At 43.2% G+C, this 25,463-nt stretch carries 18 protein-coding genes; 13 read left to right on the top strand and 5 right to left on the bottom strand.

From position 1 onward, the window contains the following. Positions 1 to 66: 66 nt before the first annotated feature. From ACXX53_RS01470 to ACXX53_RS01455, 4 genes are all read left to right on the top strand, one after another. Complete coding sequence (locus ACXX53_RS01470) at positions 67 to 963, top strand: carbohydrate ABC transporter permease (RefSeq protein WP_458566824.1); 897 nt, start codon at positions 67 to 69, stop codon at positions 961 to 963. Continuing rightward, positions 956 to 1,780 (top strand): carbohydrate ABC transporter permease, encoded by an 825-nt coding sequence (locus ACXX53_RS01465; protein ID WP_458566823.1) that lies wholly within the window; start codon positions 956 to 958, stop codon positions 1,778 to 1,780. Before ACXX53_RS01470 ends, ACXX53_RS01465 begins: the two co-directional genes overlap by 8 nt. Positions 1,781 to 1,819: 39 nt before the next feature. Continuing rightward, complete coding sequence (locus tag ACXX53_RS01460) at positions 1,820 to 4,852, top strand: glycoside hydrolase family 2 TIM barrel-domain containing protein (RefSeq protein ID WP_458566822.1); 3,033 nt, start codon at positions 1,820 to 1,822, stop codon at positions 4,850 to 4,852. A gap of 111 nt (positions 4,853 to 4,963) precedes the next feature. Then, positions 4,964 to 6,253, top strand: coding sequence for a galactokinase (locus ACXX53_RS01455; RefSeq protein ID WP_458566821.1), 1,290 nt, complete (start codon positions 4,964 to 4,966; stop codon positions 6,251 to 6,253). Positions 6,254 to 6,487: 234 nt separating this feature from the next. On the opposite strand, the gene ACXX53_RS01450 is transcribed toward ACXX53_RS01455, so the two are convergent. Then, positions 6,488 to 7,147: a transcriptional regulator gene (locus ACXX53_RS01450; protein ID WP_458567649.1), complete on the bottom strand. Its 660-nt coding sequence runs from the start codon at positions 7,145 to 7,147 to the stop codon at positions 6,488 to 6,490. A 442-nt stretch (positions 7,148 to 7,589) separates the two neighbouring features. Here ACXX53_RS01450 and ACXX53_RS01445 point away from each other — a divergent pair, with 442 nt between their 5' ends. The 3 genes from ACXX53_RS01445 (at position 7,590) to ACXX53_RS01435 (ending at position 12,095) form a co-directional block, all read left to right on the top strand. Next, positions 7,590 to 8,147 carry a DUF1697 domain-containing protein gene (locus tag ACXX53_RS01445; RefSeq protein WP_458566820.1) on the top strand — a complete coding sequence of 186 codons (558 nt, stop codon included), beginning with the start codon at positions 7,590 to 7,592 and terminating at the stop codon, positions 8,145 to 8,147. Positions 8,148 to 9,063: 916 nt separating this feature from the next. Further along, entirely contained in the window at positions 9,064 to 9,768 is a 705-nt protein-coding gene (locus ACXX53_RS01440; protein ID WP_458566819.1) for an ABC transporter ATP-binding protein, read from the top strand. Between the two features lie 2 nt (positions 9,769 to 9,770). Then, positions 9,771 to 12,095 (top strand): ABC transporter permease, encoded by a 2,325-nt coding sequence (locus ACXX53_RS01435; protein ID WP_458567648.1) that lies wholly within the window; start codon positions 9,771 to 9,773, stop codon positions 12,093 to 12,095. Positions 12,096 to 12,295: 200 nt separating this feature from the next. Here the strand turns inward: ACXX53_RS01435 and ACXX53_RS01430 are convergent, their stop codons facing one another. From ACXX53_RS01430 to ACXX53_RS01420, 3 genes are all read right to left on the bottom strand, one after another. Continuing rightward, entirely contained in the window at positions 12,296 to 13,759 is a 1,464-nt protein-coding gene (locus ACXX53_RS01430) for an MFS transporter (RefSeq protein WP_458566818.1), read from the bottom strand. Positions 13,760 to 13,870: 111 nt separating this feature from the next. Further along, positions 13,871 to 14,506: a GNAT family N-acetyltransferase gene (locus ACXX53_RS01425; RefSeq protein ID WP_458566817.1), complete on the bottom strand. Its 636-nt coding sequence runs from the start codon at positions 14,504 to 14,506 to the stop codon at positions 13,871 to 13,873. Positions 14,507 to 15,119: 613 nt separating this feature from the next. Then, entirely contained in the window at positions 15,120 to 15,431 is a 312-nt protein-coding gene (locus ACXX53_RS01420; protein WP_458567647.1) for an N-acetylmuramoyl-L-alanine amidase, read from the bottom strand. 125 nt (positions 15,432 to 15,556) lie between these two features. On the opposite strand from ACXX53_RS01420, the gene ACXX53_RS01415 reads away from it, so the two are divergent. From ACXX53_RS01415 to ACXX53_RS01400, 4 genes are all read left to right on the top strand, one after another. Continuing rightward, complete coding sequence (locus tag ACXX53_RS01415; RefSeq protein ID WP_458566816.1) at positions 15,557 to 16,006, top strand: hypothetical protein; 450 nt, start codon at positions 15,557 to 15,559, stop codon at positions 16,004 to 16,006. A gap of 80 nt (positions 16,007 to 16,086) precedes the next feature. After that, entirely contained in the window at positions 16,087 to 16,686 is a 600-nt protein-coding gene (locus ACXX53_RS01410; RefSeq protein WP_458566815.1) for a hypothetical protein, read from the top strand. A 133-nt stretch (positions 16,687 to 16,819) separates the two neighbouring features. Beyond that, on the top strand, positions 16,820 to 17,770 hold the full coding sequence (gene corA / locus ACXX53_RS01405) for a magnesium/cobalt transporter CorA (protein WP_458566814.1): 951 nt from the start codon (positions 16,820 to 16,822) through the stop codon (positions 17,768 to 17,770). Positions 17,771 to 17,888: 118 nt separating this feature from the next. Continuing rightward, on the top strand, positions 17,889 to 20,183 hold the full coding sequence (locus tag ACXX53_RS01400) for a beta-glucosidase (protein ID WP_458566813.1): 2,295 nt from the start codon (positions 17,889 to 17,891) through the stop codon (positions 20,181 to 20,183). Positions 20,184 to 20,277: 94 nt separating this feature from the next. On the opposite strand, the gene ACXX53_RS01395 is transcribed toward ACXX53_RS01400, so the two are convergent. Next, positions 20,278 to 21,540 carry a helix-turn-helix domain-containing protein gene (locus ACXX53_RS01395; RefSeq protein WP_458566812.1) on the bottom strand — a complete coding sequence of 421 codons (1,263 nt, stop codon included), beginning with the start codon at positions 21,538 to 21,540 and terminating at the stop codon, positions 20,278 to 20,280. Between the two features lie 241 nt (positions 21,541 to 21,781). On the opposite strand from ACXX53_RS01395, the gene ACXX53_RS01390 reads away from it, so the two are divergent. Both ACXX53_RS01390 and ACXX53_RS01385 read left to right on the top strand, forming a co-directional pair. Beyond that, positions 21,782 to 23,083: an MFS transporter gene (locus tag ACXX53_RS01390; RefSeq protein ID WP_458566811.1), complete on the top strand. Its 1,302-nt coding sequence runs from the start codon at positions 21,782 to 21,784 to the stop codon at positions 23,081 to 23,083. A gap of 29 nt (positions 23,084 to 23,112) precedes the next feature. Continuing rightward, entirely contained in the window at positions 23,113 to 25,386 is a 2,274-nt protein-coding gene (locus tag ACXX53_RS01385; RefSeq protein ID WP_458566810.1) for a glycoside hydrolase family 3 N-terminal domain-containing protein, read from the top strand. Positions 25,387 to 25,463 lie beyond the last annotated feature (77 nt).

Below are 25,463 nucleotides of genomic sequence, written 5' to 3'. Positions count from 1 at the left end.
GACGGAAACCTCAGGCAAGCAACGGTCTGAGGTTTCCTATTCAATACCGGAAGGAGCTGGGGTGTCGTGAAAGAAAAGAAGTCAGGCCTTAGTTTGCACATATCTACAGGGCTTACAGCATGGTCCTTTATTATAATCGCAGTTTCCATGATTGTTCTGTTTTACTTTTATCCGATGATAGAAGCATTGCTGCTCTCGTTCAAATCGGGTATGGGCGCCAACTTACAATTTGTAGGGCTCGACAATTACAAACGATTGTTTACGGATAGTACATTTATTACAGCTGTATCGAATACGTTTTTCTACTTAATTATTCAAGTACCTGTAATGATCATTTTGGCACTGTTTATTTCAGTTTTACTAAATGACAGTAATCTTAAAGGAAGAGGATTTTTTCGTACGGCCATCTTCCTGCCATGTGTAACTTCACTTGTAGCCTATTCAATCATTTTTAAATATCTATTTGCTGCAGATGGATTAGTCAATATGCTGCTGATGAAGATACATCTCATCGCAGATCCGATTCAGTGGCTTACCGACCCGTTCTGGGCTAAAATTACGATTATTATCGCCATTACATGGCGTTGGACAGGATATAATATGATTTTCTATTTATCTGCTTTGCAAAATATTGATAAATCCATATATGAAGCAGCCAGGATTGATGGTGCGAATGCACCAAGGCAATTTTTCAACATCACAATTCCGATGTTAAAGCCAATCATTCTGTTCACATCGATTACCTCGACAATTGGTACCTTGCAATTATTTGATGAGGTCATGAATATTACCAAGGGTGGCCCTGGTAATGCAACGTTGTCGATCTCGCAATACATTTATAATCTATCTTTCAAATACAACGCAGACTTTGGTTATGCGGCAACTGTTTCTTATTCGATTGTCTTTATGATTGTAATCCTAGCAATTATTCAATTCAAAGTGGCAGGTGATAAAGATGTATAAAATTAAACGCTGCTTAACTTATCTATTTCTTAGCTTCGTATCGTTCGTATCTATCTTTCCATTTCTATGGATGATTATTAGTTCTACGAATAAGTCTGTCGATGTAACGAAGGGCAGCTTACTGCCGGGTACACATTTTATGGAGAATTTTAAAAACTTGCTCAATACAACAGATTTGACGACGGCGCTGCTCAATTCCGCCAAAATTGCTGTTATTACAACCATATTAGCTTTGTTCATTGCCTCAATGGCAGGCTATGGCTTTCAAATCTTCCGCAGCAAATCGAGAGATATCGTCTTTAACATTATTCTCTTGTCCATGATGATCCCGTTCGCAGCATTGATGGTACCGTTGTACCGCTTCTTTGCCCAAATTTCGAAAGTCGCCCCCGCAATCGGGATCGATACGCTTCCTGCAGTTATTTTGCCAACCATGACGACTGCCTTTCTGATCTTCTTCTTCCGTCAAAGCACGAAGATGTTTCCGAAGGATATGCTCGAAGCGGGCCGTATGGATGGTTTAAATGAGTTTGGCGTGTTCATCAAAATCTATATGCCAACGATGAAGACCACCTATGCAGCAGCTGCCATTATCACATTCATGTCTAGTTGGAACAACTACTTATGGCCGCTGATCGTACTGCAAACGCCTGAGAACACAACCATTCCGCTGTTGATATCCAACCTAGGGGCTGGCTATGCACCTGATTATGGTGTGATTATGACGGCGATTGTGATTGCTACAATTCCAACAGCAGCTGTGTTTTTTATAATGCAGAAACATTTTGTAGCAGGAATGATGGGCTCAGTTAAGTAATTATAGCTTGATGAATATTAAAGGTAAGGGGATAAGGAAATGGAGCAAATGAAACCGACATTAGCATGGGTGAGTGATTTGAATGTATTTGCAGTTAATCGGGTGCCTGCACACTCCGACCACCGTTACTATACAAGCAAGGAGGAGGCGCAATGCTTTCCTTCCATGTCCATGCGGCACAGTCTTAACGGTACATGGAAATTCAATTACGCTGTGAATCCTGCTAATCGTCCGGCTGAATTTTTTACGAAGGAATTTAACTGCGAGGCTTGGAACGGGATTGAAGTACCCGGACATATTCAATTGCAAGGATACGGTTCACTACAGTATGTGAATACCCAATATCCGTGGGATGGTCATGAAGAGCTTCGCCCGCCTGCTATTTCAGAAGAGTATAATGCAGTTGGCAGCTACGTGAAGCATTTTAAGTTGCCTGAGTTGATGCAAGAACGCCCTGTATTTATCTCGTTTCAAGGTGTTGAATCCGCTTTCTATGTATGGCTGAATGGACATTTTGTAGGTTATAGCGAGGATAGCTTTACGCCAGCAGAGTTTGATTTATCCCCATTTGTACAAGCAGGTGATAATAAACTTGCTGTTGAAGTATACCAGCGTAGTACAGGAAGCTGGCTAGAGGATCAGGATTTCTGGCGCTTCTCGGGTATTTTCCGTGACGTATATCTCTATACGGTTCCAGAGGTTCACATTCAGGATATATTCGTTCGGACAGATCTGGATGCTGCTTATAAGGGAGCCAGCTTCTCGGCAGATCTTAAGCTGACAGGCAAGCCAGCAGGCAAAGTGGAGTATGAGCTGTATGATCGCAGTGGGGCAGCGGTTGCGAGTGGTGAGGCTATTATAACTACGGATAGAGCGCAGGTTCAATTCTCGCTAGAGCAGGTGGAGTTATGGAGTGCTGAGCAGCCGTATTTGTATACGTTATTCTTACAGGTTTATGATGGAGCAGGTCAGCTTGTTGAAGTCGTTCCGCAAAAAGTAGGCTTCCGCAAGTTTGAGATGATCGATAAATTGATGCTCATTAATGGCAAGCGAATTGTGTTCAAAGGCGTGAATCGTCATGAATTCAACTGCAGAAGCGGTCGAGCTGTAACCAAACAGGATATGCTGTGGGACATTCAAACGATGAAGCGGAGCAATATCAACGCGGTTCGTACATCCCATTATCCGAATCAGACCTTGTGGTACGAGCTGTGTGATGAATATGGTTTATATGTGATCGATGAAATGAACCTTGAATCACATGGTTCATGGCAGAAGCAAGGAGCTGTCGAGCCATCATGGGTGGTCCCAGGCAATTTGCCAGAATGGCAGCCGATTGTAATGGATCGTGCGGTATCCATGCTGGAGCGGGACAAGAATCATCCTGCGATCATTATCTGGTCATGCGGGAATGAATCGTATGGTGGAGAAGTTATTTACAACGTATCAGAGTATTTCCGTAAGACCGATCCGAGCCGACTTGTTCATTACGAAGGTATCTTCCATGATCGAAGCTACAATGATACAAGCGATATGGAAAGCCGAATGTATGCGAAGCCGGTGGATATCGAAGCTTACTTAAACGATAATCCGTCTAAACCATTCATTAACTGTGAATATATCCATGCAATGGGGAACTCACTAGGCGGTATGCATAAGTATACGGAGCTTGAACAGAAATATCAGTTGTATCAAGGCGGATTTATTTGGGACTTCATCGACCAAACGATAATCAAGAAAGATCGTTACGGTAATGAATTTATGGCCTATGGCGGAGATTTCGGTGATCGGCCAACAGACTACAATTTTGTTGCTGATGGTATTGTTTGCGCAGATCGTACACCGTCTCCTAAGCTGCAGGAAGTGAAATTCTTATATCAAAATGTGAAGCTTGTACCAAATCAAGCAGGCATCAAAATTACGAATGAGAACTTGTTTATCGATACTGCGGGTTATGTACTGGAATACAGTGTATGTCATGAAGGGCATCAGGTATATATCGGTCAGATGGACGTAATCGTTGCACCAGGAGAAGAACGATATATCGAGTTGAAGTGGAATCAATACGCGGATACAGCAGGGGAATATACCTATAATGCGTCGATGAAGCTCAAGTCTAGCACGTTATGGGCAGAGGCAGGACATGAGGTGGCATTTGGACAATTCGTGTTCGAACAAGTTTTGGAGAAGGCTAAATCTGAGCCGAAAGGGACCATCCGAGTAGCTAAGGGCGATGTTAATATCGGTGTGAAGGGTGAAGGCTTTAGCATCCAGTTCTCCGAAACAGCAGGAAGCTTGACCTCAGTTAATTATGCGGGTCAGGAGATGATTGCACAGCCTGTTTACCCACTATTCTGGAGAGCAACAACGGATAATGATCGAGGTACAGTAATGGGCTTTAATCTCGGCGCTTGGTATGGTGCAAGTCTGAAACCAAGATGCATCGATACCGCTTTGGTGGAAGAAGCCGATCATGCAACGATTACGTTCACTTACTTGGTAAACATTCATCCAGATGTCCGTGTACAAGTGGCCTATACGGTGTATGGTGATGGAAGCATTCAAGTGAAGCCAAGCTATCACGGGGTTCAAGGGCTGCCAGATATGCCGATTTTCGCAGTATCCTTCAAGCTGTCGGCAGATTATCATAAGCTTGACTGGTATGCAATGGGTCCTGACGAGAACTACATCGATCGTTGTCATGGTGCCAGATTGTGTACTTTCCAGAATGAAGCAGCGGATAATTTATCTCCGTACATCGTACCGCAAGAGTCGGGCAATCGGACTGGGGTGCGTCGTGTGAATATCACGAATCAGGTAGGACGAGGAATTCAGATTAGTGCACCTGCATCTGCACCAGTGGAATGCAATATTTTGCCATATACCGCATTCGAGCTAGAGCAAGCCATGCATCCATATGAGCTGCCACAAGTCCATTACACAGTTGTAACAGTAGCTGGTCGCCAAATGGGCGTAGGCGGTGACGACAGCTGGGGAGCTCCAGTTCATGAGGAATATCATATTAAGTCCGATCAGGATCTTGCATATGAGTTCTGGATTCGGAAAGCGTAGTCTATATAAATAATTGTAAAAAGATCGCTATCATCTGGTTTCAAGCCTGAGGGTTGCGATCTTTTTTATTGAACTCTCATCGGTCAATACATACTTAGGAGGAAAATATTTATGATGACAATTGAACATACCATCGAGATGCTAAATACAAATAAGGCTAGATCATTGCTTACCAGTTTATATGGTCAAGATCAGCTTTCTCTCCAGCTTGATCGTTACTTAGCATTGGTTAAGTCGTTTCAGGAGCATTTTGAAGATGGGGAAATTGCATTGTTCTCATCACCTGGTCGAAGTGAAATTGGAGGTAACCATACTGATCATAACCATGGAAAAGTTCTTGCCGGAAGCATCAATTTAGATACAATTGCGGCAGCAGTTCCTGTTAAGGAATCGGTTATTACGTTTATTTCCGAAGGTTATCCGGGCAAATTTGTTGTTGATATTTCTAATCTTGAACTAAATGAAGAAGAATCAGCTACGTTGTCTCTTGTGCGGGGAATCGTAGCAGGTTTTGTTGAAGCTGGATACTCTGTCGGTGGTTTTAATGCTTATATAACTACCAATGTATTATCGGCTTCCGGTTTAAGCTCGTCTGCTTCGTTCGAAATGCTGATTTGCAATATATTAAATACTTTTTATAATGAAGGATCCCTAGACGCGATAGCGATGTCCAAGATCGGACAGTATGTAGAGAATAAGTATTGGAATAAACCGTCCGGGTTGCTCGATCAAATGGCATGTGCATATGGCGGACTTATTGCTATTGATTTTGCAAATCCTCATGAGCCGCTCATCACCCCTGTTAACTTTGATTTTCAGAAGAATGGCTTCTCTCTTGTTATCGTAAATACCGGTGGAAATCATGCCGATTTAACAGAGGAATATGGAGCCGTACCTTATGAAATGTATGCTGTAGCAAAGGCACTAGGTAGAGAGGTATGTCGCGACTTGACATCAAACGATATATACGGCAATTTGGATGTCCTAAGAAATCGATGTGGTGATAGAGCTGTGCTTAGAGCATTGCATTTCTTCGATGAAAACACAAGGGTTGATGCCCAAGTGGAAGCTTTAGCTCAAGGAAATATGGATCGGTTTCTGCAGCTGATTACCGATTCAGGCAACTCATCCTGGAAGTGGCTGCAAAACTGTTATCTGAATTCTGACATTCAGCATCAAGAGATTACGGTTACGCTGGCCATCACGGAATCTTTTCTTAAGACTATCGGTAGGGGTGCATGCCGTGTGCATGGCGGCGGCTTCGCAGGAGTCATACTTACTATTCTGCCGAATGAAGATGCTCAGAAATACACACAGTTCATAAAGGATACAATCGGGACTTCTACTTACATCATTAATGTTCGAGAGCATGGTTCGATCTGCTTAAATAACTTCATGTAATCAAGGTCTGTGGTCATTCTATAACTCTAACGGACACCATGGACGTTAATTGGCCAAAAGCAGCCTTTTTCAGATTGTAACGGTCACCACAGCGCTTAATTACTCCAAATCATTGTAAAAAGGGGCATTTTTACGAAATAGCTGTAACTGTGTCCGTTAGAATTTCAAATTGTCGAAATAACCCTCTTTTGCGGTCGCTGTGTCCGTTAGAGTGTTGCGTCCCTGTTATGCACCTTACTTCCTGAGCTCTAAGCGTAATTGATAAGTCCGATATCGCTGCTTCCCGCTGGTTATCATCAGTAGATTTCGTTCGACTAATCCATGCAAGACACGCCGAGTCTGACGATCGGAGAGTCGAAGGTGACTAGCCAGTTGGGGGGCTGAAAAAGAATGCAGCAATCGGCGGGCGAATCGAAGCGTTTCTGCTTCAGCCCAATCCAAGTCAGATAACATAGAGGTCGATACGAATTTTCCGACAAAGGCTAGTAAAAGTTGTTTGCAAAACCCGGGTTCTTCTACTATGGAGAGATAGGCGATTGATAGCAGCGTCCAGTCATCAAGAGCAAGCATCGAGTGTTTTTTGCATAAATCCTTGAACCGTGTAACACCGATATCTCTGGCATGGGATCGATAGTCTTGGATTTCGATGCAACCTTTGGCCCCTCCCGGCATATACGCTAGATCGAGATAACGCACTGCATTGTTCATATCTTTCACTTCCCATTCGGGGTATAAATGATCGAAATTCCCGATCGTTGGATACCAACAGGATCGAAGAAATTCCGCGGTGCTATGGGTCAAACCTTTTTCAAGGAACTCACGTCTTCTTGGGTTTTTCTCTTCCGCTATGTTCCTATGCAGCCATTCCTCATAAGCTCTCGTAAATAAACTCATTGCCGAATCTCCTTTCATCAGCAAAACAAAAAGCCGCCCCAATACGACAGTCATTAACGAATGTTCGTATCGAAGCGGCATGTGCTTCATGCCGATTAAATGATGATTAGAGTATAACGCATGATAATGAATACAACAATTGAAAAATCGTTTTCCAAGAACAAAATAAATAAGTTGCGCTTAAGCGGGTCAGGAAATCGAGCACATTCAATGTTCGTCCCTTGGCAGTTAAACTAACCAAAGTGGGAGAGCGCTTGACTGGCAGTCAAGAGATCGTCGGTTTAATCCCGATAGGGTCCACCAAAAAACAACTATGGAAACGGCAGAGTTGTCATTTTTTTGTTCTGAATATATATTTCGTATACAATACATAATTCTGTTAACATTGATATTCAAGGATAAATAACTTCCTTCTGAATTTATACCAATCTAGGAGGTAATTATGGTCTATACTGCTCTGCTCCGCGGGATTAATGTCGGCGGAAAAAACAAAGTAGATATGAAAATACTTAAAAAAGCATTCGAGCAAGCCGGAATGAAAAACGTCGTAACTTATATCAATTCGGGCAATATCATTTTTTCAACCGCCGAACACTCCAAAAATGATATAGCGCATATTCTCGAAAAAGCTATTCTGAATACCTTCGGATTGCATATCAAAGTGCTGGTGCTTAGTTTAGAAGACATGAAGAAAGTAATGTCATCGCTCCCCGAATCATGGACAAACGATGATAAAATGAGGAGCGACGTCCTTTTTTTATGGGAAGATATCAATGACGAATCCGTTCTCGATAAGCTGACCTTCAAACCGGAGATCGAAACGGTGGAGTATGCTCCAGGTGCGATTCTATGGGCAATTGACAAAATAAACGTGACTAAAGGCAGCATGACAAAGTTGGTTGGTACGAAATTGTATCAGCAGATGACGATCAGGAATGTAAATACGACACGTAAAATATATGAGCTTATGCTGGCAACAGAAAAACAATTGAAAGGATGAATGCGGACAACACCATATAAGAGATAAATCCTTTTTTTGAGTCAATACAAAGCAAGTTCGATCCCCCTTGGTTCCACCTCGAAAAATAATTTATACCACGTCCATTGGATGTGGTTTATTGATTATGTGGAAAGCCCCAATGGGGCGAGAACCAGGTTCGTCCGAGTACGCTTTTTGACAGGTGAAATCGGGACTTCCATATCCCCCCCAGACTCAACCAAATACACAAACGAGACAATTCAATTTGGCGTGTTTTCTGCGTAAGGTTGAGCAGCATATGAAGAGGTCGAGCCTCTGAATGTAATGTCATACTATAACTCTAACGGACACCATGGACGTTAATTGATCAAAAGCAGCCATTTTCAGATTATAACGGTCACTACAGCGCTTAATTACTCCAAATCATTGTAAAAAGGGGCATTTTTACGAAATAACTGCAACTGTGTCCGTTAGAATTCCAAAAGGTCGAAATAACCTTCTTTTGCGGTCACTGTGTCCGTTAGAGTGTTGCGTCTCTTTTATGCACCTTACTTCCTGTCCTCCAAGCGTAGTTGATAAGTCCGATATCGCTGCTTCCCGCTGGTTACCATCAGCAGATTTCGTTCGACTAATCCATGCAAGACACGCCGAGTCTGACGATCAGAGAGTCGAAGGTGACTAGCCAGTTGGGGGGCTGAAAAAGAATGCTTACACAAGGAAGGATTCAACATTCCCCTTGGTTCCACCAACTAATGAAAATAAACCACGTCTTCGGACATGGTTTTTTTGTTTGAACCCGACTATGGTCTAGCGGAAGTGGAGACTAATGATGGGTGTTTCTCTTCTCTTGCCTTCGTATAATCAACTTGAATAATATGGTAATTTGACTCGGATCTGGATCAATAGGGATGGAAATGCGATAAGAGGAGATGTGAAAATGAAAACGTTAATCGAGTTCAAAAACGTAACGAAAGAATACAAAGTAGGAGAAGTGACGATCAAGGCTCTTGCAGGTGTTGATTTTTCCATATCAGAGGGAGAATTCGTCGTTGTTCTGGGTGCTAGCGGTGCGGGCAAAAGCACAATTTTGAACATCCTTGGCGGTATGGATACGGCGACTACAGGCCATGTGTTTGTTGGCAATCAAGATATCACCAAGTTTAATGAAAATAAATTAACCAAATATCGCGGGGAGAAGGTTGGCTTTGTATTTCAATTCTATAACTTAATCCCGAATTTAAACGCGCTAGAGAATGTTGAGTTTGCAACGGAAGTATGTAAAAACCATCTGAATGCTAAAGATGTTTTGTATAAGGTTGGATTGAAGGACCGCATCAGGAACTTCCCCTCCCAGCTTTCTGGAGGAGAACAACAACGCGTTGCGATCGCGAGGGCTGTTGCCAAAAATCCGCTGCTGTTGCTCTGTGATGAACCGACTGGAGCTTTAGATTATGTTACTGGAAAGTCCGTCATAAAGCTTCTTCAAGATCTGAACAAGGTGACGAAGAAGTGTGTTGTGTTGGTCACACATAACTCCGCGATCGCTCCTATGGCGGATAAGATTATCAAGGTGAAGAGCGGAATGATCGAAAGCGTTACGGTGAATCACAACAAACAGAATGTTGAAGGGATCGAGTGGTGATGATGAAGTTATTTATAAAATTATTGAGGGATATCAAACAGTCGATCGGGCAATTTATCGCCTTTGTGTTGGTTATCGCAGTGGGTGCTTTTTTCTATGCGGGGCTGGTCACATTAAGTGATAATCTTAGCGCTTATACGAAGGATTACTTTAAAGAGCATAATCTAAGCGACTTAAATGTCTATTACAGCCAAATCTCCAAGCAGGACGTGGCGGGTTTAAGCCGAATCCAAGGTGTAAACAAAATCGAAGGACGGTACACCCTGGATGCGACGCAAGCATTTGAAGATATGAAAGCTTCTTTAAAGATACATTCGATCCCTGCAAACAATGAAATCAATACGCCTACGCTGATTGAGGGCCGGATTCCGTCACAAAAGGATGAAATCTTGCTAGATTCCCATTATGCCAAGGAGCATCAGTACCAAGTTGGCGATCAATTTCCGATAAGTGTGAATGAGAAAAATGTGACGTTCACCATTAGCGGCTTGGGTGAGAATGTGGAATATGCCAAAAAGAACGAAATCCAAGACCATAAAACCTTCGGTGTAGCTTATATGACGGAAGCGGCCATACCTCAAATCGCAGGCGGCTTGTACTATAATGAAATCTTGATTGATGCTGAGGAAGGTTACGATATTGACCAATTAGGCCAAACCATTGAAGCACAATCTAAAGAACTCACCTATGTAAACCAAATGAGTAAAGAGCGGACGTTCAGTTATTCTCAACTGCAACAAACGATCCATAATAATAAATTGATGAGCAGGGTTATCCCGTTTCTTCTCTTCATCATTGAAGCGATCATTCTATTCCTTACCATGTCGCGGATCATTGATTCTCAACGAAATCAAGTAGGTATCATGAAGGCGTTGGGTGTAAGAAACAGAAACATCATGCTTCATTACATGGGTTACCCCGTGCTGGTAGGGATCATCGGCTCCATTCTAGGTTGTGTCCTTGCCTTTAGTGTATTTATTCCATTAATAAAAGCGTCGAATGCAAAAGCCTACTCACTGCCTGACATCATCTTCTCCGTATCCTTAACTTCTGTGATTCTACCCATCCTTTTCTCGAGTGCGTTTGGAATCCTGTCCTGTTACTTGAGTGGCAGAGCCATCCTACAAGAACGTGCAGCTCAGGCGATGCGTCCGAAACCTCCTAAGAAGATGAAGAAGCTGCTTATCGAAAGAATTCCGGGCATTTGGAGTCATCTTTCCTACAGTTACAAGCTCATTTTGAGGAATATCTTTTTAAATAAATCAAAAGCGCTAGCGAGCTCCGTTGGAGTTGTGGCGAGCACGGTTTTATTGATTACTGCTTTTGGTACTCAAATGGCTTTGCAAAAAGTAGCTGACCAGATTGAAGAGGTGAATACCTATGATTTAAGAGTCGATTACAAGACGGGAACATCTATGGATACGTTGCAACTACCCTCCGGCATTAAAAGCAGTTATGATTTATCCACCTTTCCCGTGGATTTCATCAAAGGTGATGAGAACAAAAATGCAACGTTAGTTGTTACGAAGAAAGAAAACAATCTCATACATTTCTTCGATGAAAATGACAATCGGCTTGCTTTGGAAGACAGTGGTGTGCTGGTACCCCAATCGTATGCCGACAACTATCAGATTGCAGAAGGCGATATCATCCAAATCAAGTTCACCGCGCCAGAGTTTGCTAATAAAACGGTCGATATGAAGGTTCTACACATATCTACCCAGTATTCGAACCCGACATTTTATTGCACACCAGCGTATCTTGAGAGCTTTGGTATAAAGTATAATCCAACCTCGCTTTTAGTGGAGGCCAGCAGCGCCACAGACCTTACAAGTGTTCGTAATTTCTTCGAACAAGATCAACAGGTAGATACAATCGCAGATAAGAATGATTTAAAGGAATCAGCCCAATATATACTGAAGCAAAATAGTTTTATCTTTATCATGTTTATCATTTGTGCGGTCGTGCTTTCCTTTGGCGCTATCTATACGATATCTTCCATAAACATATATGAAAGGAATCGCGAGCTTGCAACACTTAAGGTATTAGGCTATCAAAAATATAAAATAAACAGACTTATATTTTTTGAAAACATCAGTCTAACCACATTTGCGGTAATTGTGGCCTTACCGATAGGCGGCTATATGTATGGAATGGTTGTAAAGGCACTTTCGAGTGCCCATCAGCAAATCCCAGATCAATTAAGTATTGTTATATTGTTGGTATCTGTTATTCTTGCATACTTACTTACCATGCTCTCTAACTTATTACTTCGAAGAAAAGTAAACAAAATCAATATGATTGAATCATTGAAAAGTATAGAGTAATGGAAGTCGAGAAAAAGAGATGCGCTTTAGAGCGGGCTAGTGACCGAAGTGAATTAAAGAAATGGTAGTGAAACTGGTAATGGCGGGGGAAAGCTTCGCAGGCAGCGATGCGCTCAGGGGTTCAGTCTGTGCTAACACATAGTGAGCACAGACTGAACCAACCTCTAAAGTTTTCATCGCATAATAGGCTTCGCTGCTCCTCATGAGTGATTCAAAGCGACATCTCTTCGCTCGCTGAAGACTACGAAAGCAGCAAACAGCAGTAGAATGATACCTGTGAAGATAAACCCTTCGGTGATGTTGAAGGGGAGCCAGCCTAACACGGAAGATCCGGCAACAACGCCTAGAGAGAAGAAGGCGTAGAAGTAACCATAAGCTTTTCCGCGCAGCTCCGAAGGCGTAGCTTTAATGAGCATCGTATTAATAGATGGGAACAAGAAGGCAAAGCCTACACCATATAGACCTAACACGATATAGAGAGCTAATGTGGTCGTGGATTGGCTAATCAATAGCTGACTTATTCCCATTAGTGCGATTCCAATGGCCATCGTTTTGAATGAGGCAACCCGATCGAATATACGATTAGTAGGAAGCACGAATATGAGAACAGCTATGATTCCAAAAGTGCTCATTAAGGTACCGCTTAATCTCGAATCATATCCAAGCGCTTGAACATGCAAGGGCAATAAATAGGCAATTACGCCCTGTGAGAACATTAAGAAAAAGGCGCCGGCATAAGCCTTTAAAACACCTGCATTGAAGATCGAGCCGAATGATTGATTGACACTTGTTTCTTTCGTTTTCTTGGATATCTTATACTTGCGAAGAAAGATGGCTGATAGGATCGTAAGTATGAAGCCCATTGCAGCTACGCTGTTAAAGACGAATGGCACGGAAATCTTACTTGCCATAATTCCACTGAAAGCAGGGCCGATTATAGCAGCCAGACCTACAAATGTACCGGTAAAGGCTACTTTTTTCCCTTGCTGATCATTTACGGTGGTGTTCGCTGAGAATGTAAATGCAGCCGGAACAATTAAACCAGCTACAAAGCCATGTATGATCCGAACGATAATCAAGAATAAGGGCTGCTCTACGAACTGATAAAGCAGCAGAGCGCTGCTTGATAAGAGCAATCCGACCATTAGCATCTTGAATGGTCCAACTTTATCCGTCATAATACCGGAAATAATATTACCGAGCGTATTGGATAACGAATATAGTCCAATGACAAAGCCGACTATAAATGAGCTTGCACCGACTGAAGTCGCAAATGTACTCATGATCGGCAACTGTGAAAATAAATCAAAGAAGGAAAAAAACACGATACTGTATACGAGCAAGACATTGTTCAATTGCCTTACACTATACTCGGCTTGCGCCTTCTTCAGTTTCCTATCAAGCACGAAGTTTCCAAATGGTATAAACGCTGCGATTAGTGCTGCGGCAGACCATAGTGGGCTCCACTTGACTCGAATAGCAGTATAAACTATAGCTAGCGCATATAAGCAAAATATCCCGCCGTGAACGCTACCTGCAATCGTTACGGCTTCGTCTATCCCCCATATATACTTCAAGGGCATAGCGATGCTAAGTAATACAAGTAATGATATACCATCTAACAGACCTGTGATCCGCAATAAGTAGATTGGATGTATCCGCAATTTAATATGCTCCTGACTTATCATGTGAACTGACTACTTTATTCTAACATCTTATCGGGAAATATAAATATGTTCGATTGAAATGAAAATTACATAAATCCGAAAATTCTACTATTCATCATGGATGCCACTCATGGTTCTCTGTGTCATGTAATGCCAAACGGGCTCCTTGAAGATTAGATGCCTAACGCCATTATAGCTGGACTTTTCAATGTCAAATGCCATCTGCTTGTACAAGTTAACCGCCCGCTTGTTCTTATTTGAGACATGCAGCGATAAGTGGGTAAATTCGGTGTGACAATTAGCAAAAAGTTGTGCCCACTGCAGCAGTTGTCTGCCAATTCCTTTACTGCGATGAGTTGACCGAACTGCCAAATGCTCAATATAACACTCATATTCCCTTGGTTTATAGTTCAAGAATTGAAGCCCTACTATAAATTTGCATACATTAAGATATCCAAACTGCCTAAATAGCTCTGCAAAGTGGATTTGATCAGTCGTTCTGTCTGAGGAACGAGTGCCTTTCCATTTCAAGCTGAGAGTACCGACAACTTCTCCGTTTTCTTTGGCCACTACCTGTTTACTAGCATCGTCCTTCCATATGCCAGCTAATAGCTTAGAGATATCATGGTCATTCAGATTGACAAGGGAATGGAATTTTCCTTGAAATGAATCTACGATTAGTTTGCAGACCTCCTCATGGTCTTGTTCTTGGTAAGGAACGATTGTAATCGGGTTCAGATTCATTAGGTATCACCTTCCGTAACATGATTGATGTTAACCTGTATTTCATAATGCAGTTCGTTATTGCTGAACATGGAAAGATAAGATTTTTCAATGATGATAATTGCCCCCGACTGCTTGTACTGATGTTGTGTTACATATTGTTCAAGTTGTCGAATTTCATGCTCAAGATCCTGGTCTTCTATCACTAAAAATGGTTTACAGAGATAGTTTCCCTTTTGCAGGATGATATCTTCTAGCGGTAACAGTATTTATTCAACCAACGATTCGCTACTCACTGTTATGCCAGCAGCGGGTGTAATGATTTCTCTTGGTAAGGTACTGGCCATGTTTGAGGCAGATCTTCAGTTCTTTGTGACAGATTGAAAATTATTAACATCTACATTTTCTGTTTGCTGTTGCTATTGGTGGATTGTAGGCTACAGAAAGGGGAGGAGGAGCATTCGCTGCTTTGATTGCCTATTTTTTCAATAATATTATAACAGCAACAATTACGAATCGATTATGTTTTCTCAAATTGAGAGACCCCAATTACGTCGCGAACAAGATGGCTCTTAAGTATGTCCTCTTCAAGAATCATTGTTAAAAATAGAAAAATCTGATACTTTATATGCAATTAATTATCCTGTCTATTTAAAAGTGTTGGATTGTGCTTGCATTTTACAAGATTCTTAGCCGTAGGGTTACTGTAGGTCTCAGTACCATTAGAGGTTGAACTTCCGGCCTTAAAATGAATACTGATTACGGCATCGACATTGACAAATGTATCGCTGCTTCGAGTCATCACGACCGTAGCACCATCATTCTCAATATACGACTTTGCGGATTGTGCAAACATGAGTGCCCAATTCTTATCATATTTCGTAATTCCATCTACCTTTCCGCTAGTCCCACTATCTGTACCGCCGTGTCCTGCATCAACAAGAATTTTCCCCCTATCAAACTCATTACAATCATCCTTTCAATTATTAATTTTTGAATCTATGTATATACAGTGGATTTTCTGTTAAAAAAACAACCAGTTCTGAAAATAATCTAAAGTAGGGAGTGCACATGAGAAAAATATTAATGATATTGTTTGTTAGTTTGATTAGTGTAACTGGATGTATGGAAATCAATGCTTCAAAAGTAACTATTGAGTTATATGATCAACCACCAGTCATTTCTAGTTTGCAATTCACGGTGTCAGGTAAAGTGGAGGCATATAAACAAGATTACATCTTTTATTTAATCGAAGATGGACATGGATTCTTATCCGAAGGAAAAATTAACTTGCAAAAGAATGGGGTGTTTAATTACAACGTTTCGATAAGCCCTCCCACAAATGAATATGGAAAGCTTATCTTCTATGCTGACTCTAATAATGATGGAATATTTGATATTGAACTTGATACTGAGCTTAGTTTAGCTTCTTATGATCTTATGTTTCATGATTCGATTGTGATTCCTCTCTCAAGCACATCACAATTAGTTAAAAGCAAATTGGCTATGTTGAAGGTTTAAGATCTGGGGTATAGGTTTGAATGTATAGTTGAAAGTGTTCTTTTTTTCAAGTTGATAAAAATATGATCGGAGAAAATAAAATGAGTCGTAACAGTCGTAAGATGAGTTTAATACTGTTAGTTTTTCTTATTTATACTTCGTTAATTGCTTGTTCTACAGGAAATACGGATGAAATAAACATTACTTCTATAGTTCCTGAGTCAGAAGTTAATAAAGCAACAAATGAGAGCGTTAAGGAAGAGCCTCTAGAAGAAACAAAAGAATCAAAAACAAGTGATCAGAACATTACAGAAATTGTAACAACGCTCTACACTATAAATATTAATGACTATAAGAATGATCCAGTTAGCGGAATCCCTTCTTACTCGCTCGGAAAAATTGAATTCATAACAGAAGAAGCGGTGAAGTCTTTTTATGAAGGGCATCATTCATGGATGGGGCATGCAGAGACGTTTGTAAGTATAAAAGCTTCTAATTTAGTACCAGATGAGTATAAAAAAGACGACACTATTTTAGAGGATTTTATCAAAGTAAAATTAAACTCTTATAATGAAGCTGAAGCAATAATTAAGTTCGATGATAACTTTTATTATGAAGTGAAGATGGAGTCATCAGATATAACAGGAGGAATATTCTTTATAACAAATATCAATTTGCACGTTAAAATATATAAAAAATAGGAGGGGGGATCCTCCTATTTTTTATGCAAAACGCCATAAAGCACAAGCTGATGTATAATGAGCGTATAAACAAACAGGCAGTGCTGCACAATAACCTGAATTGGGATTTCCTGCCTAGAGAGGTGTTGTTACTTTGCTTCGAACAATTGCTGTAACTGAGGACTTAACAGTCATTCAGGGTCATTCCATAGCAGATCTAGATGATAAAAATGTCAAATGGTTCTGGGTTGATTTTGATACACCTACTGAAGAGGAAATGAAGTTGCTGGAATCACATTTTCACTTTCATCCACTGGCAATAGAAGACTGTTTACACGTATTGCAACGCCCGAAATTGGATCATTACGAAGATGTCCACTTTTTTGTTGTACATGCTTTAAATCAGAAAACGTTAAATGCCGAAGAAGTAGATATGTTTATTGGTCAAAATTTTATTGTTTCCTTCCATCTTAAAAAATCCACAGAAGTTGATGAAGCTTGGAAACGCATTATTGAACAGAAAAATGTATCCAAGAAAGGGCCTATCTTTGCTGCCTATTTAATCATGGATAAATTAGTGGATAATTACTTTCCTAGTTTGTATCAAATAGAAGATCAATTAAACGAAATCGAAGACAATGTCAAGGACGAAAGCATTCAAGAGTTAATGGATCGTGTCTTTGATATTCGCTCGAGTTTGCATAAATTAAGAAAAACGGTGTTACCGATGCGAGACCTTCTTTATCGAATCATCAACACAGATAAAATCCATGGCATAAAAGATCAATTAGCCTACTTTACTGATATTCACGATCATTTGGTGAGACTTTCTGAGATGATTGAATCTAATCGAGAATTGACAGCAGATATGCGCGACAGTTATATAGCAATAAATTCAAACAGAATGAATAGCATCATGAAAACGTTAACCGTCATGACTTCGTTTTTTATACCATTAACCTTCATTGCGAGCATCTATGGGATGAACTTCGAGAATATGCCGGAGCTTTCTTGGCGTTGGGGATATTTCGGTGTATTAGGGGTTATGGCTATCCTTGGCTCTGGAATGATATTCTTTTTATGGCGAAAAGGATGGTTCAAATAATTTATAAAACTTCATCCGCTCTAAGTACAATTTTTCTTAAAAATATACCATAAATGAAATCGACTCCATGAAATAATAGGTGATATGTTGATATTTACATTCAAGGAGGCTTTTATTTATGAAACGGGATATTCAAGCTCTAGTTGCGAAGATGACTTTAGAAGAAAAAGCCGGTATGTGTTCCGGTTTAGATTTTTGGAGATTAAAAGGAGTAGAACGCCTTGGAATTCCTAGCATTATGGTCACTGACGGCCCACACGGACTGCGCAAGCAGCAGGAAAAAACAGACCATTTGGGGATATCCCAGAGCGTACCTGCAACTTGTTTTCCTTCGGCAGCCGGTATGGCCAGTTCTTGGGACCGTGAGTTGATCCACAACGTAGGTGTAGCACTTGGTGAGGAGTGTCAGGCGGAGGACGTAGCTGTGCTCCTGGGACCAGGCGCCAATATCAAACGTTCTCCTCTTTGCGGACGCAACTTCGAATATTTCTCTGAAGATCCTTTCCTGTCCTCAGAAATGGCAACTGGTCATATTCAAGGTGTACAAAGCCAAGGAGTAGGCACTTCGTTGAAGCACTTTGCGGCAAACAACCAAGAACATCGTCGTAGTGGGATAGATACGATTGTTGATCAACGCACACTGCGTGAAATTTATTTGGCGAGTTTCGAGGGTCCAGTAAAAAATGCTCAGCCATGGACTGTCATGAGTGCTTACAACAAAGTCAACGGCACATTCGCTTCTGAAAACGAATTTTTGCTAACCGATATTTTGAAGGAAGAATGGGGTCATGAAGGATTCGTCGTTACCGATTGGGGCGCAAACAATGATCGGGTAGATGGTCTCTTAGCCGGACAAGAATTAGAGATGCCTTCAAGCGGAGGGGCTGGCGACCGTAAGATTGTAGAAGCTGTTCAAAATGGCTTGTTGTCAGAAGAATTGCTGAATCGTGCTGTAGAACGAATTTTACGCATCATCTTTATGAGCGTGGATAACAAAAAACCGAACGCGACTTACGACAAGGACGAACATCACCGTCTGGCACGTTTCGTTGCCGGTGAAACAATGGTACTGCTAAAAAATGAAGACAATCTGCTTCCACTGGCGAAGGGAAAGAAATTAGCAATTGTGGGTCCATTCGCACAAAAGCCAAGATATCAAGGCGGAGGCAGCTCACATATCAATCCGACCCAGATAGATGTGCCGATTGAAGAAATCAAAAAGTTGGCAGGAGATTCTGCCTCTATTGTGTACGCGCAAGGCTACCATTTGGAAAGCGATGATTTGGACACCGTATTGATCGAAGAAGCGAAGGAAGCAGCCGAAAAAGCGGATGCAGTCGTCATCTTTGCAGGTCTTCCTGATCGTTACGAATCCGAAGGCTACGACCGCAAGCACCTTCGTATGCCCGCGAACCAGAACCAGCTGATCCAAGAGATAGCGTCTGTTCAGAGCAACGTGATCGTCGTACTCATGAACGGTTCTCCGATTGAAATGCCTTGGATCAATCAAGCCAAATCGATTCTCGAAGCTTATCTGGGCGGACAGGCGGCAGGAGGTGCCATCGCTGATTTATTGTTCGGCGAAGTGAACCCAAGCGGAAAGTTGACCGAGACATTCCCGATGAAGCTAAGCGATACCCCTTCGTTCTTGTTCTTCCCGGGTGAAGGCAATCGGGTCGAATATCGCGAGGGAATATTCGTTGGCTATCGCTATCACGATACGAAACAAGTGAAGCCGCTGTTCCCGTTCGGTCACGGCCTAAGCTACACGACATTTGAATATTCCAATCTAGTTATCGATAACAAAGAAATCAAAGACACAGATACAGTAGACGTACATGTAACTGTGCAGAATACAGGATCGCGTGCCGGTAAAGAAATTGTTCAGCTCTATGTTCGCGATGTGCAGAGTACAGTTATGCGCCCATTCAAAGAATTGAAGGGCTTCACTAAAATTGAACTTCAACCTGGAGAAAAGAAAACCGTTGCGTTTACGCTGGACAAACGTTCCTTCGCTTACTATAACGTAGAACTTAATGATTGGCATGTGGAGTCAGGTAACTTTGAAATTTTGATCGGACGTTCGTGTGAAGATATTCTCTTAAGCGATACCATTCATGTCCAATCGACAGTTGCTTTGAAACTCAAAGTCGATCGAAATACGATGATGATCGATCTAATGAACGATCCGCAAACAGCACCAATCGCACAAGGATTGATTCAGCAGATTCAAAAGAGTATGGGGTTGATGCTGGAGGATAGTGATGCTGCGGAAAACCTGGGAGAAGGCACGGGAGCAATTTTAAATGAAATGTTAAATTATATGCCGCTGCGTATGTTGGCAATGATGAGTCAAGGCATGTTCACCGAAGAAATGCTGGATGGTCTTATTCAACAATTGAATAATCATTAGATTAGTGTACAAAGTGAAAATTAAAAAAAGATCGCTCTCACCCTTGCATTGCAAGGTGTTGGGCGATCTTTTTTTATTCAATCGATTCTTTCGATTAGACAGCACGATCTTTGTATTGTTTCGGCGTTACGCCGGCATATTTCTTGAACACTTTTGTGAAATGGCTCTGGTCATGGAAATTGAGCAGGCTGGCTGCCTGAAGCGGAGAAGCGTCGGAGAAAACTAATAGTTTCTTAGCTTCTTCGACTTTCTGTCGCTGGATATATTCAGAGACGTTCACGCCCGTTTCTTGCTTGAACAGCTTCGACAGGTAAGCCGGATGGACGCCGGCTACTTCCGCAAGCTCGGTCAGCTTGATTGGCTCATAGATTCGGTTGAAAATATAATCCTGACAGACGGCAACCGGCTTGGAACTGCGGGAAAAGCGCTCGCGGCTGACCAGTTCCGCAAAATCAATCAACACCTCTTGGCTGGCTTTTGCGACCTCGTCCACGTCATGAAGGTCCTCGATATGCTGAATCCAGAGGTCGCTGGCGGTGAAGGCAACCTCATGGTACAGGCCACCGCTGATCGCGGCCTGCATGGCGTGCGTCACGACGCAGATGGCCAAATTTTTCTCATTGCGGAGCTGGCTTTTTCGGGACAAGACGCCTGCATTCTCCCTAGGAATGAGGTCGTAATACCGAACGATCTCCTCTTTGCGTCCTTCCTTTATACATTGCATCAACATCCTCTCCGGGTTCAGATGATGATGGAAGCTCAGGCTTAACCGCTTGTCCTTCAGACGCTGTTCCAACTCGTTGTTTAACTCAGTAGGCAGGCGATATGGAACGTTACAGTCGATTACTTCTGTTAGGTCGAGCGGCTTATGGTAGAACAAATAGTACAGCAATGTTCCTGTGTGAAGCATCGATTTCTGGTAGCGTATGGGCAATTGCCGATAGTAGTCCCGCAATGAATCGAGGTAGATCCCTGATATACGGTAATCGTACAGGAAACCTTCGAGCATCTCGGCGGTCACATTCGAGCTTACTGCTGGCCCGATCACGATTGCCCCTTCTCGGCCGGACAATTCGCCGAAACGCAACCAGACGTATTGATCGAACCCGTTCCGTTTGCTGTAGCACGGGATATCGCATGGCGAATCATCTGAGAAGATGCCTGCAAGTACCGTATTGCTGTCCGGATCGAGTGGATGAGCCGGTGCACCATGCCCCGAATCGAATACAGCTTCAACTGTGTGATCAGTCTTCAACAGACGGACAGGAAGTTGTAGATTGTTGTGAAGCAGTTTACATAACCACAATTCGTCGTCTCCGATCGTTCGTTCCATAGAAACACCTCGCCTCTTTTCCATCTATTTTGCCAATCTGTTAACATGTTAAATTTATACCAATTATGCTTTGATTGTACCATAAAAGTTGCCCGGCATGCGTTATAGTCAAAAGACGAAGATTTGAGGAGACAGCGAAATAGCTGAACGGAATATTCGTCACGATAATCTTTCAAAGGAGGCGAAGCTCTATCAGATCGAATGGTTAGTGACTTTATTTCTTCATATTATGAAAACGTTTACTAACAAACTAGGGGGCTAGAATATGGACCGTGAATTAAACTACGGACCCGTGGTAACACCGTTTAGAAGGTTGACTTTCGGTATAATATTAGGTTACTCATGCATGATGATCGCGCTCATCACGCCGGCAATGCTGCTGTTAACCTTCAAAATAATCGAAATCAGCCCAAATGACTATACGTCCACCTTTGGAATCGTAGCGGGAATCGGCGCATTTTTTGCTCTGATCGGCAATCCGATTGGAGGAATGATCAGCGACCGGACGAATGTCGCCTTTGGTCGCAGACGAACCTGGATCATCCTGGGACCGCTCATAGGCTGCGCATGTTTATTGTGGATCGGTATAGCGACAGAAATTTGGCAAGTGGCTACAGCATGGGCAATTGCGCAGTTTTTCTTTAATTTCGGTATGGCAGCCTATACCGCACTCATTCCTGACCAAGTGCCAGTTGAGAAACAAGGTACCATCTCAGGCATTCTTGGACTCGTCACTCCGATTGCGGTTGTTATCGGAATGATGGCGATGACATTCATGACAGACGCACCATCGATGACGAAATGGGGTCTGCTGTCGATCGTCGGCATCATCGGACCGATTATCAGTTCATTCTTAATTAAGGAAGGGAAGCACACGGTTGAAAAAGTGAAACCGGCTCATATTCCGTTCGTCAAGAAGCTCGGTACCATCTATCCAAGTCCGAAAAAATATCCGGAATTCACCTGGGCCATTGTGTCCAAGTTTCTGCTAATGATGGGGTCAAGCGGCAGCGTCTATTTAGCGGTCATGCTTGTGAACCGCATGGGCTATTCCGAAGCCGAGGCGACGTCGGGGGTTGCCACGCTCCAAATGATTTCGCTCGTCGCGATGGCTTTGACGAGCGTGCTCGGAGGTATGCTATCCGACAAAGCCAAGAAGCAAAAACCGTTCCTTTACGGTTCTGGTGTTATCGTGCTGATCGGTGCCTTAATATTCGCGTTCATCCCGAATTACTCGGCCTTCGTCATCGCTACTGTCATTAAGGGTCTTGGAATCGGATGCTTCTCGGCAGTAGATATGGCGTTAGTTGCCCGTATATTGCCGCGAAAAGAAGACTCTGCCAAAGACTTCGGACTGATGAATGTTGCGAATTCGCTTCCGCAATCGATTGTACCAGCGATTGCCCCTCTGCTTCTTGGCATAGGCGGATGGACGTTCTTCTACATTGCACTTGCTGTTTGTCTCCTTGGCGGTATCCTTGCAACTAGGCCGCTGCCCGAAATCGGAGAGCCATACGGACCGGAGAAGCAGCAGTTGAGAGCCGAACTAGAGTCGAAAGGGATCTAATATTAGAAAAATGAAGGTGGGATTGATTCATGTCAAACCGCGAAACTGCTTTACACTACGAGCCGACCATTCAATATATCCGCAATGAACATGGACCGACGCTGGGATATTCGACCGCATCTGGGGTTCGGATCATCGAGAAGGACGGCTTATATTTCAAAAACTCAAGCAAAGACGGTGTCTTGAAGCCATACGAAGACTGGCGGCTGTCGGCTGAGGAGCGCGCCAAGGACTTGGCATCCAGACTCTCCATCGAAGAAATCGCAGGATTGATGCTGTATAGTAGCCATCAGAACGTTCCAGCAAGAAGTGGCGGGTGGTTCGGAGGATCGTACGCTGGTAAAACTTATGAAGAAAGCGGCGCCAAGCCCTGGGACTTGACGGATGAGCAGCTTGCATTCCTGGTACAGACACATCTTCGTCATTTCCTGATCATGATGGTAGAAAACGCTGAATCGTCGGCACGCTGGAACAACCGGCTGCAGGCCGTCGCGGAGGGGAGCGGCTTCGGTATTCCGGTGAACAACAGCTCCGACCCGCGTCACGGCTTCGACGCAAGTTCCGAGTTCAATGCCGGTGCAGGTTCGACGTCCCGAGTGTCATTCTGGCCGGAAACGCTCGGACTTGCGGCTACTTTCGATCCGGCGATCACCCGTCAATTCGGAGAAGTCGCATCGAAAGAATACCGCGCCCTCGGCATGGCGACTGCATTGTCGCCACAAATCGATATCGCCACCGATCCGCGCTGGCACCGTTTTAACGGCACGTTCGGAGAGGACTCGAAATTGTCAGCCGATATGGCTCGGGCTTATGTGGACGGCTTCCAGACATCCGAAGGTGAATATGGTTGGGGGAATGACAGTGTAAATGCAATGGTGAAGCATTGGCCGGGCGGGGGCTCGGGTGAAAGCGGAAGAGATGCGCATTTCGCTTGCGGCAAGTATGCCGTATATCCGGGCAACAACTTCGAGGAGCATTTGAAACCGTTCGTCGAAGGCGCTTTTCAGTTGGAAGGCAAGACAGGCCGCGCTTCGGCCGTGATGCCGTATTACACCATCTCGTACGAACAGGACAAGACGAATGGAGAGAACGTAGGCAACTCGTACAACCGTTATTTAATTACCGATTTGCTCCGAGAACAATATGGTTATGATGGTGTTGTATGCACGGATTGGGGAATTACAAACGATGAAAGCAACCGCAAAGGCTCCGTCATTTGCGGCAAGTCGTGGGGGGTCGAGCATCTTTCCGTTGCGGAACGGCATTATAAGCTGATTATGGCAGGAGTTGACCAATTCGGCGGCAATAACGATGCGGGTCCGGTGCTGGAAGCCTATCAAATGGGCGTAAAAGAGCACGGGGAAGCGTTTATGCGAGCTCGTTTCGAGAAATCGGCGGTGCGGCTGCTGCTTAACATCTTCCGTCCAGGCCTTTTCGAGAATCCTTACCTGCAGTCTGAGGAAAGCCAAAAGATCGTTGGTTGTTCAGAATTCGTAAACGCAGGCTATGAAGCGCAGTTGAGATCGATCGTTCTTTTGAAAAATAAAGGACAAGTCCTTCCGATCAAAGAGCGTAAGAAAGTCTACATTCCAAAGCGTTATTTACCAGCTGGGGAGAACTGGGTTGGCATGCCGACGCCGGAGAAATTGGATTATCCCGTCGATCTGAGCATCGTAGCCAACTACTTTGATGTGACAGATATACCAGAAGAGGCCGACTTCGGACTCGTGTTCATCAAAAATCCGAACTCAGGCATCGGATACAGCCAGAAAGATGCAGACGAAGGCGGGAATGGCTATGTGCCGATCAGCCTTCAATACCGTCCGTATACCGCCGATCTTGCCCGCGAACGCAGCATAGCAGGCGATCCAAGGGAAAGCGACGTGCTGAACCGAACGTATAAAGGCAAAACCGTTACAACACACAATGCACACGATTTGGACGCTATTCTTGAAACGAAGGAGAAGATGAAAGGCAAGCCGGTCATCGTGTCCATCATGCAGTCGAATCCAACTATCGTTGCGGAGTTTGAAGCGGCGGCCGATGCCATCATCACGAACTTTGGCGTGAAGATTCAGGCGATTATGGAAGTCCTGACAGGTTCTTTCGAACCTTCCGCTTTGCTGCCATTCCAGATGCCGGTGAACATGAAGACGGTTGAAGAACAATACGAAGACGTTCCGCACGATATGGTGTGCCATGTCGATACGGAAGGCAATGTGTATGATTTCGGCTTCGGATTGAATTGGAGCGGTGTCATCGAGGATGCCCGCACGGCGAAATACCGGAAAGTACGCTGCTAATAGCCACGGTGTTGTCATAGAGGAAAAGTTGTACCCATAAGTCTAGACGCCTCAAGTCGTTGAATGATATGATGAAC

It is taken from the genome of Paenibacillus marinisediminis, from assembly GCF_054343325.1.
This window is presented reverse-complemented; position numbering and strand designations above follow the sequence as displayed.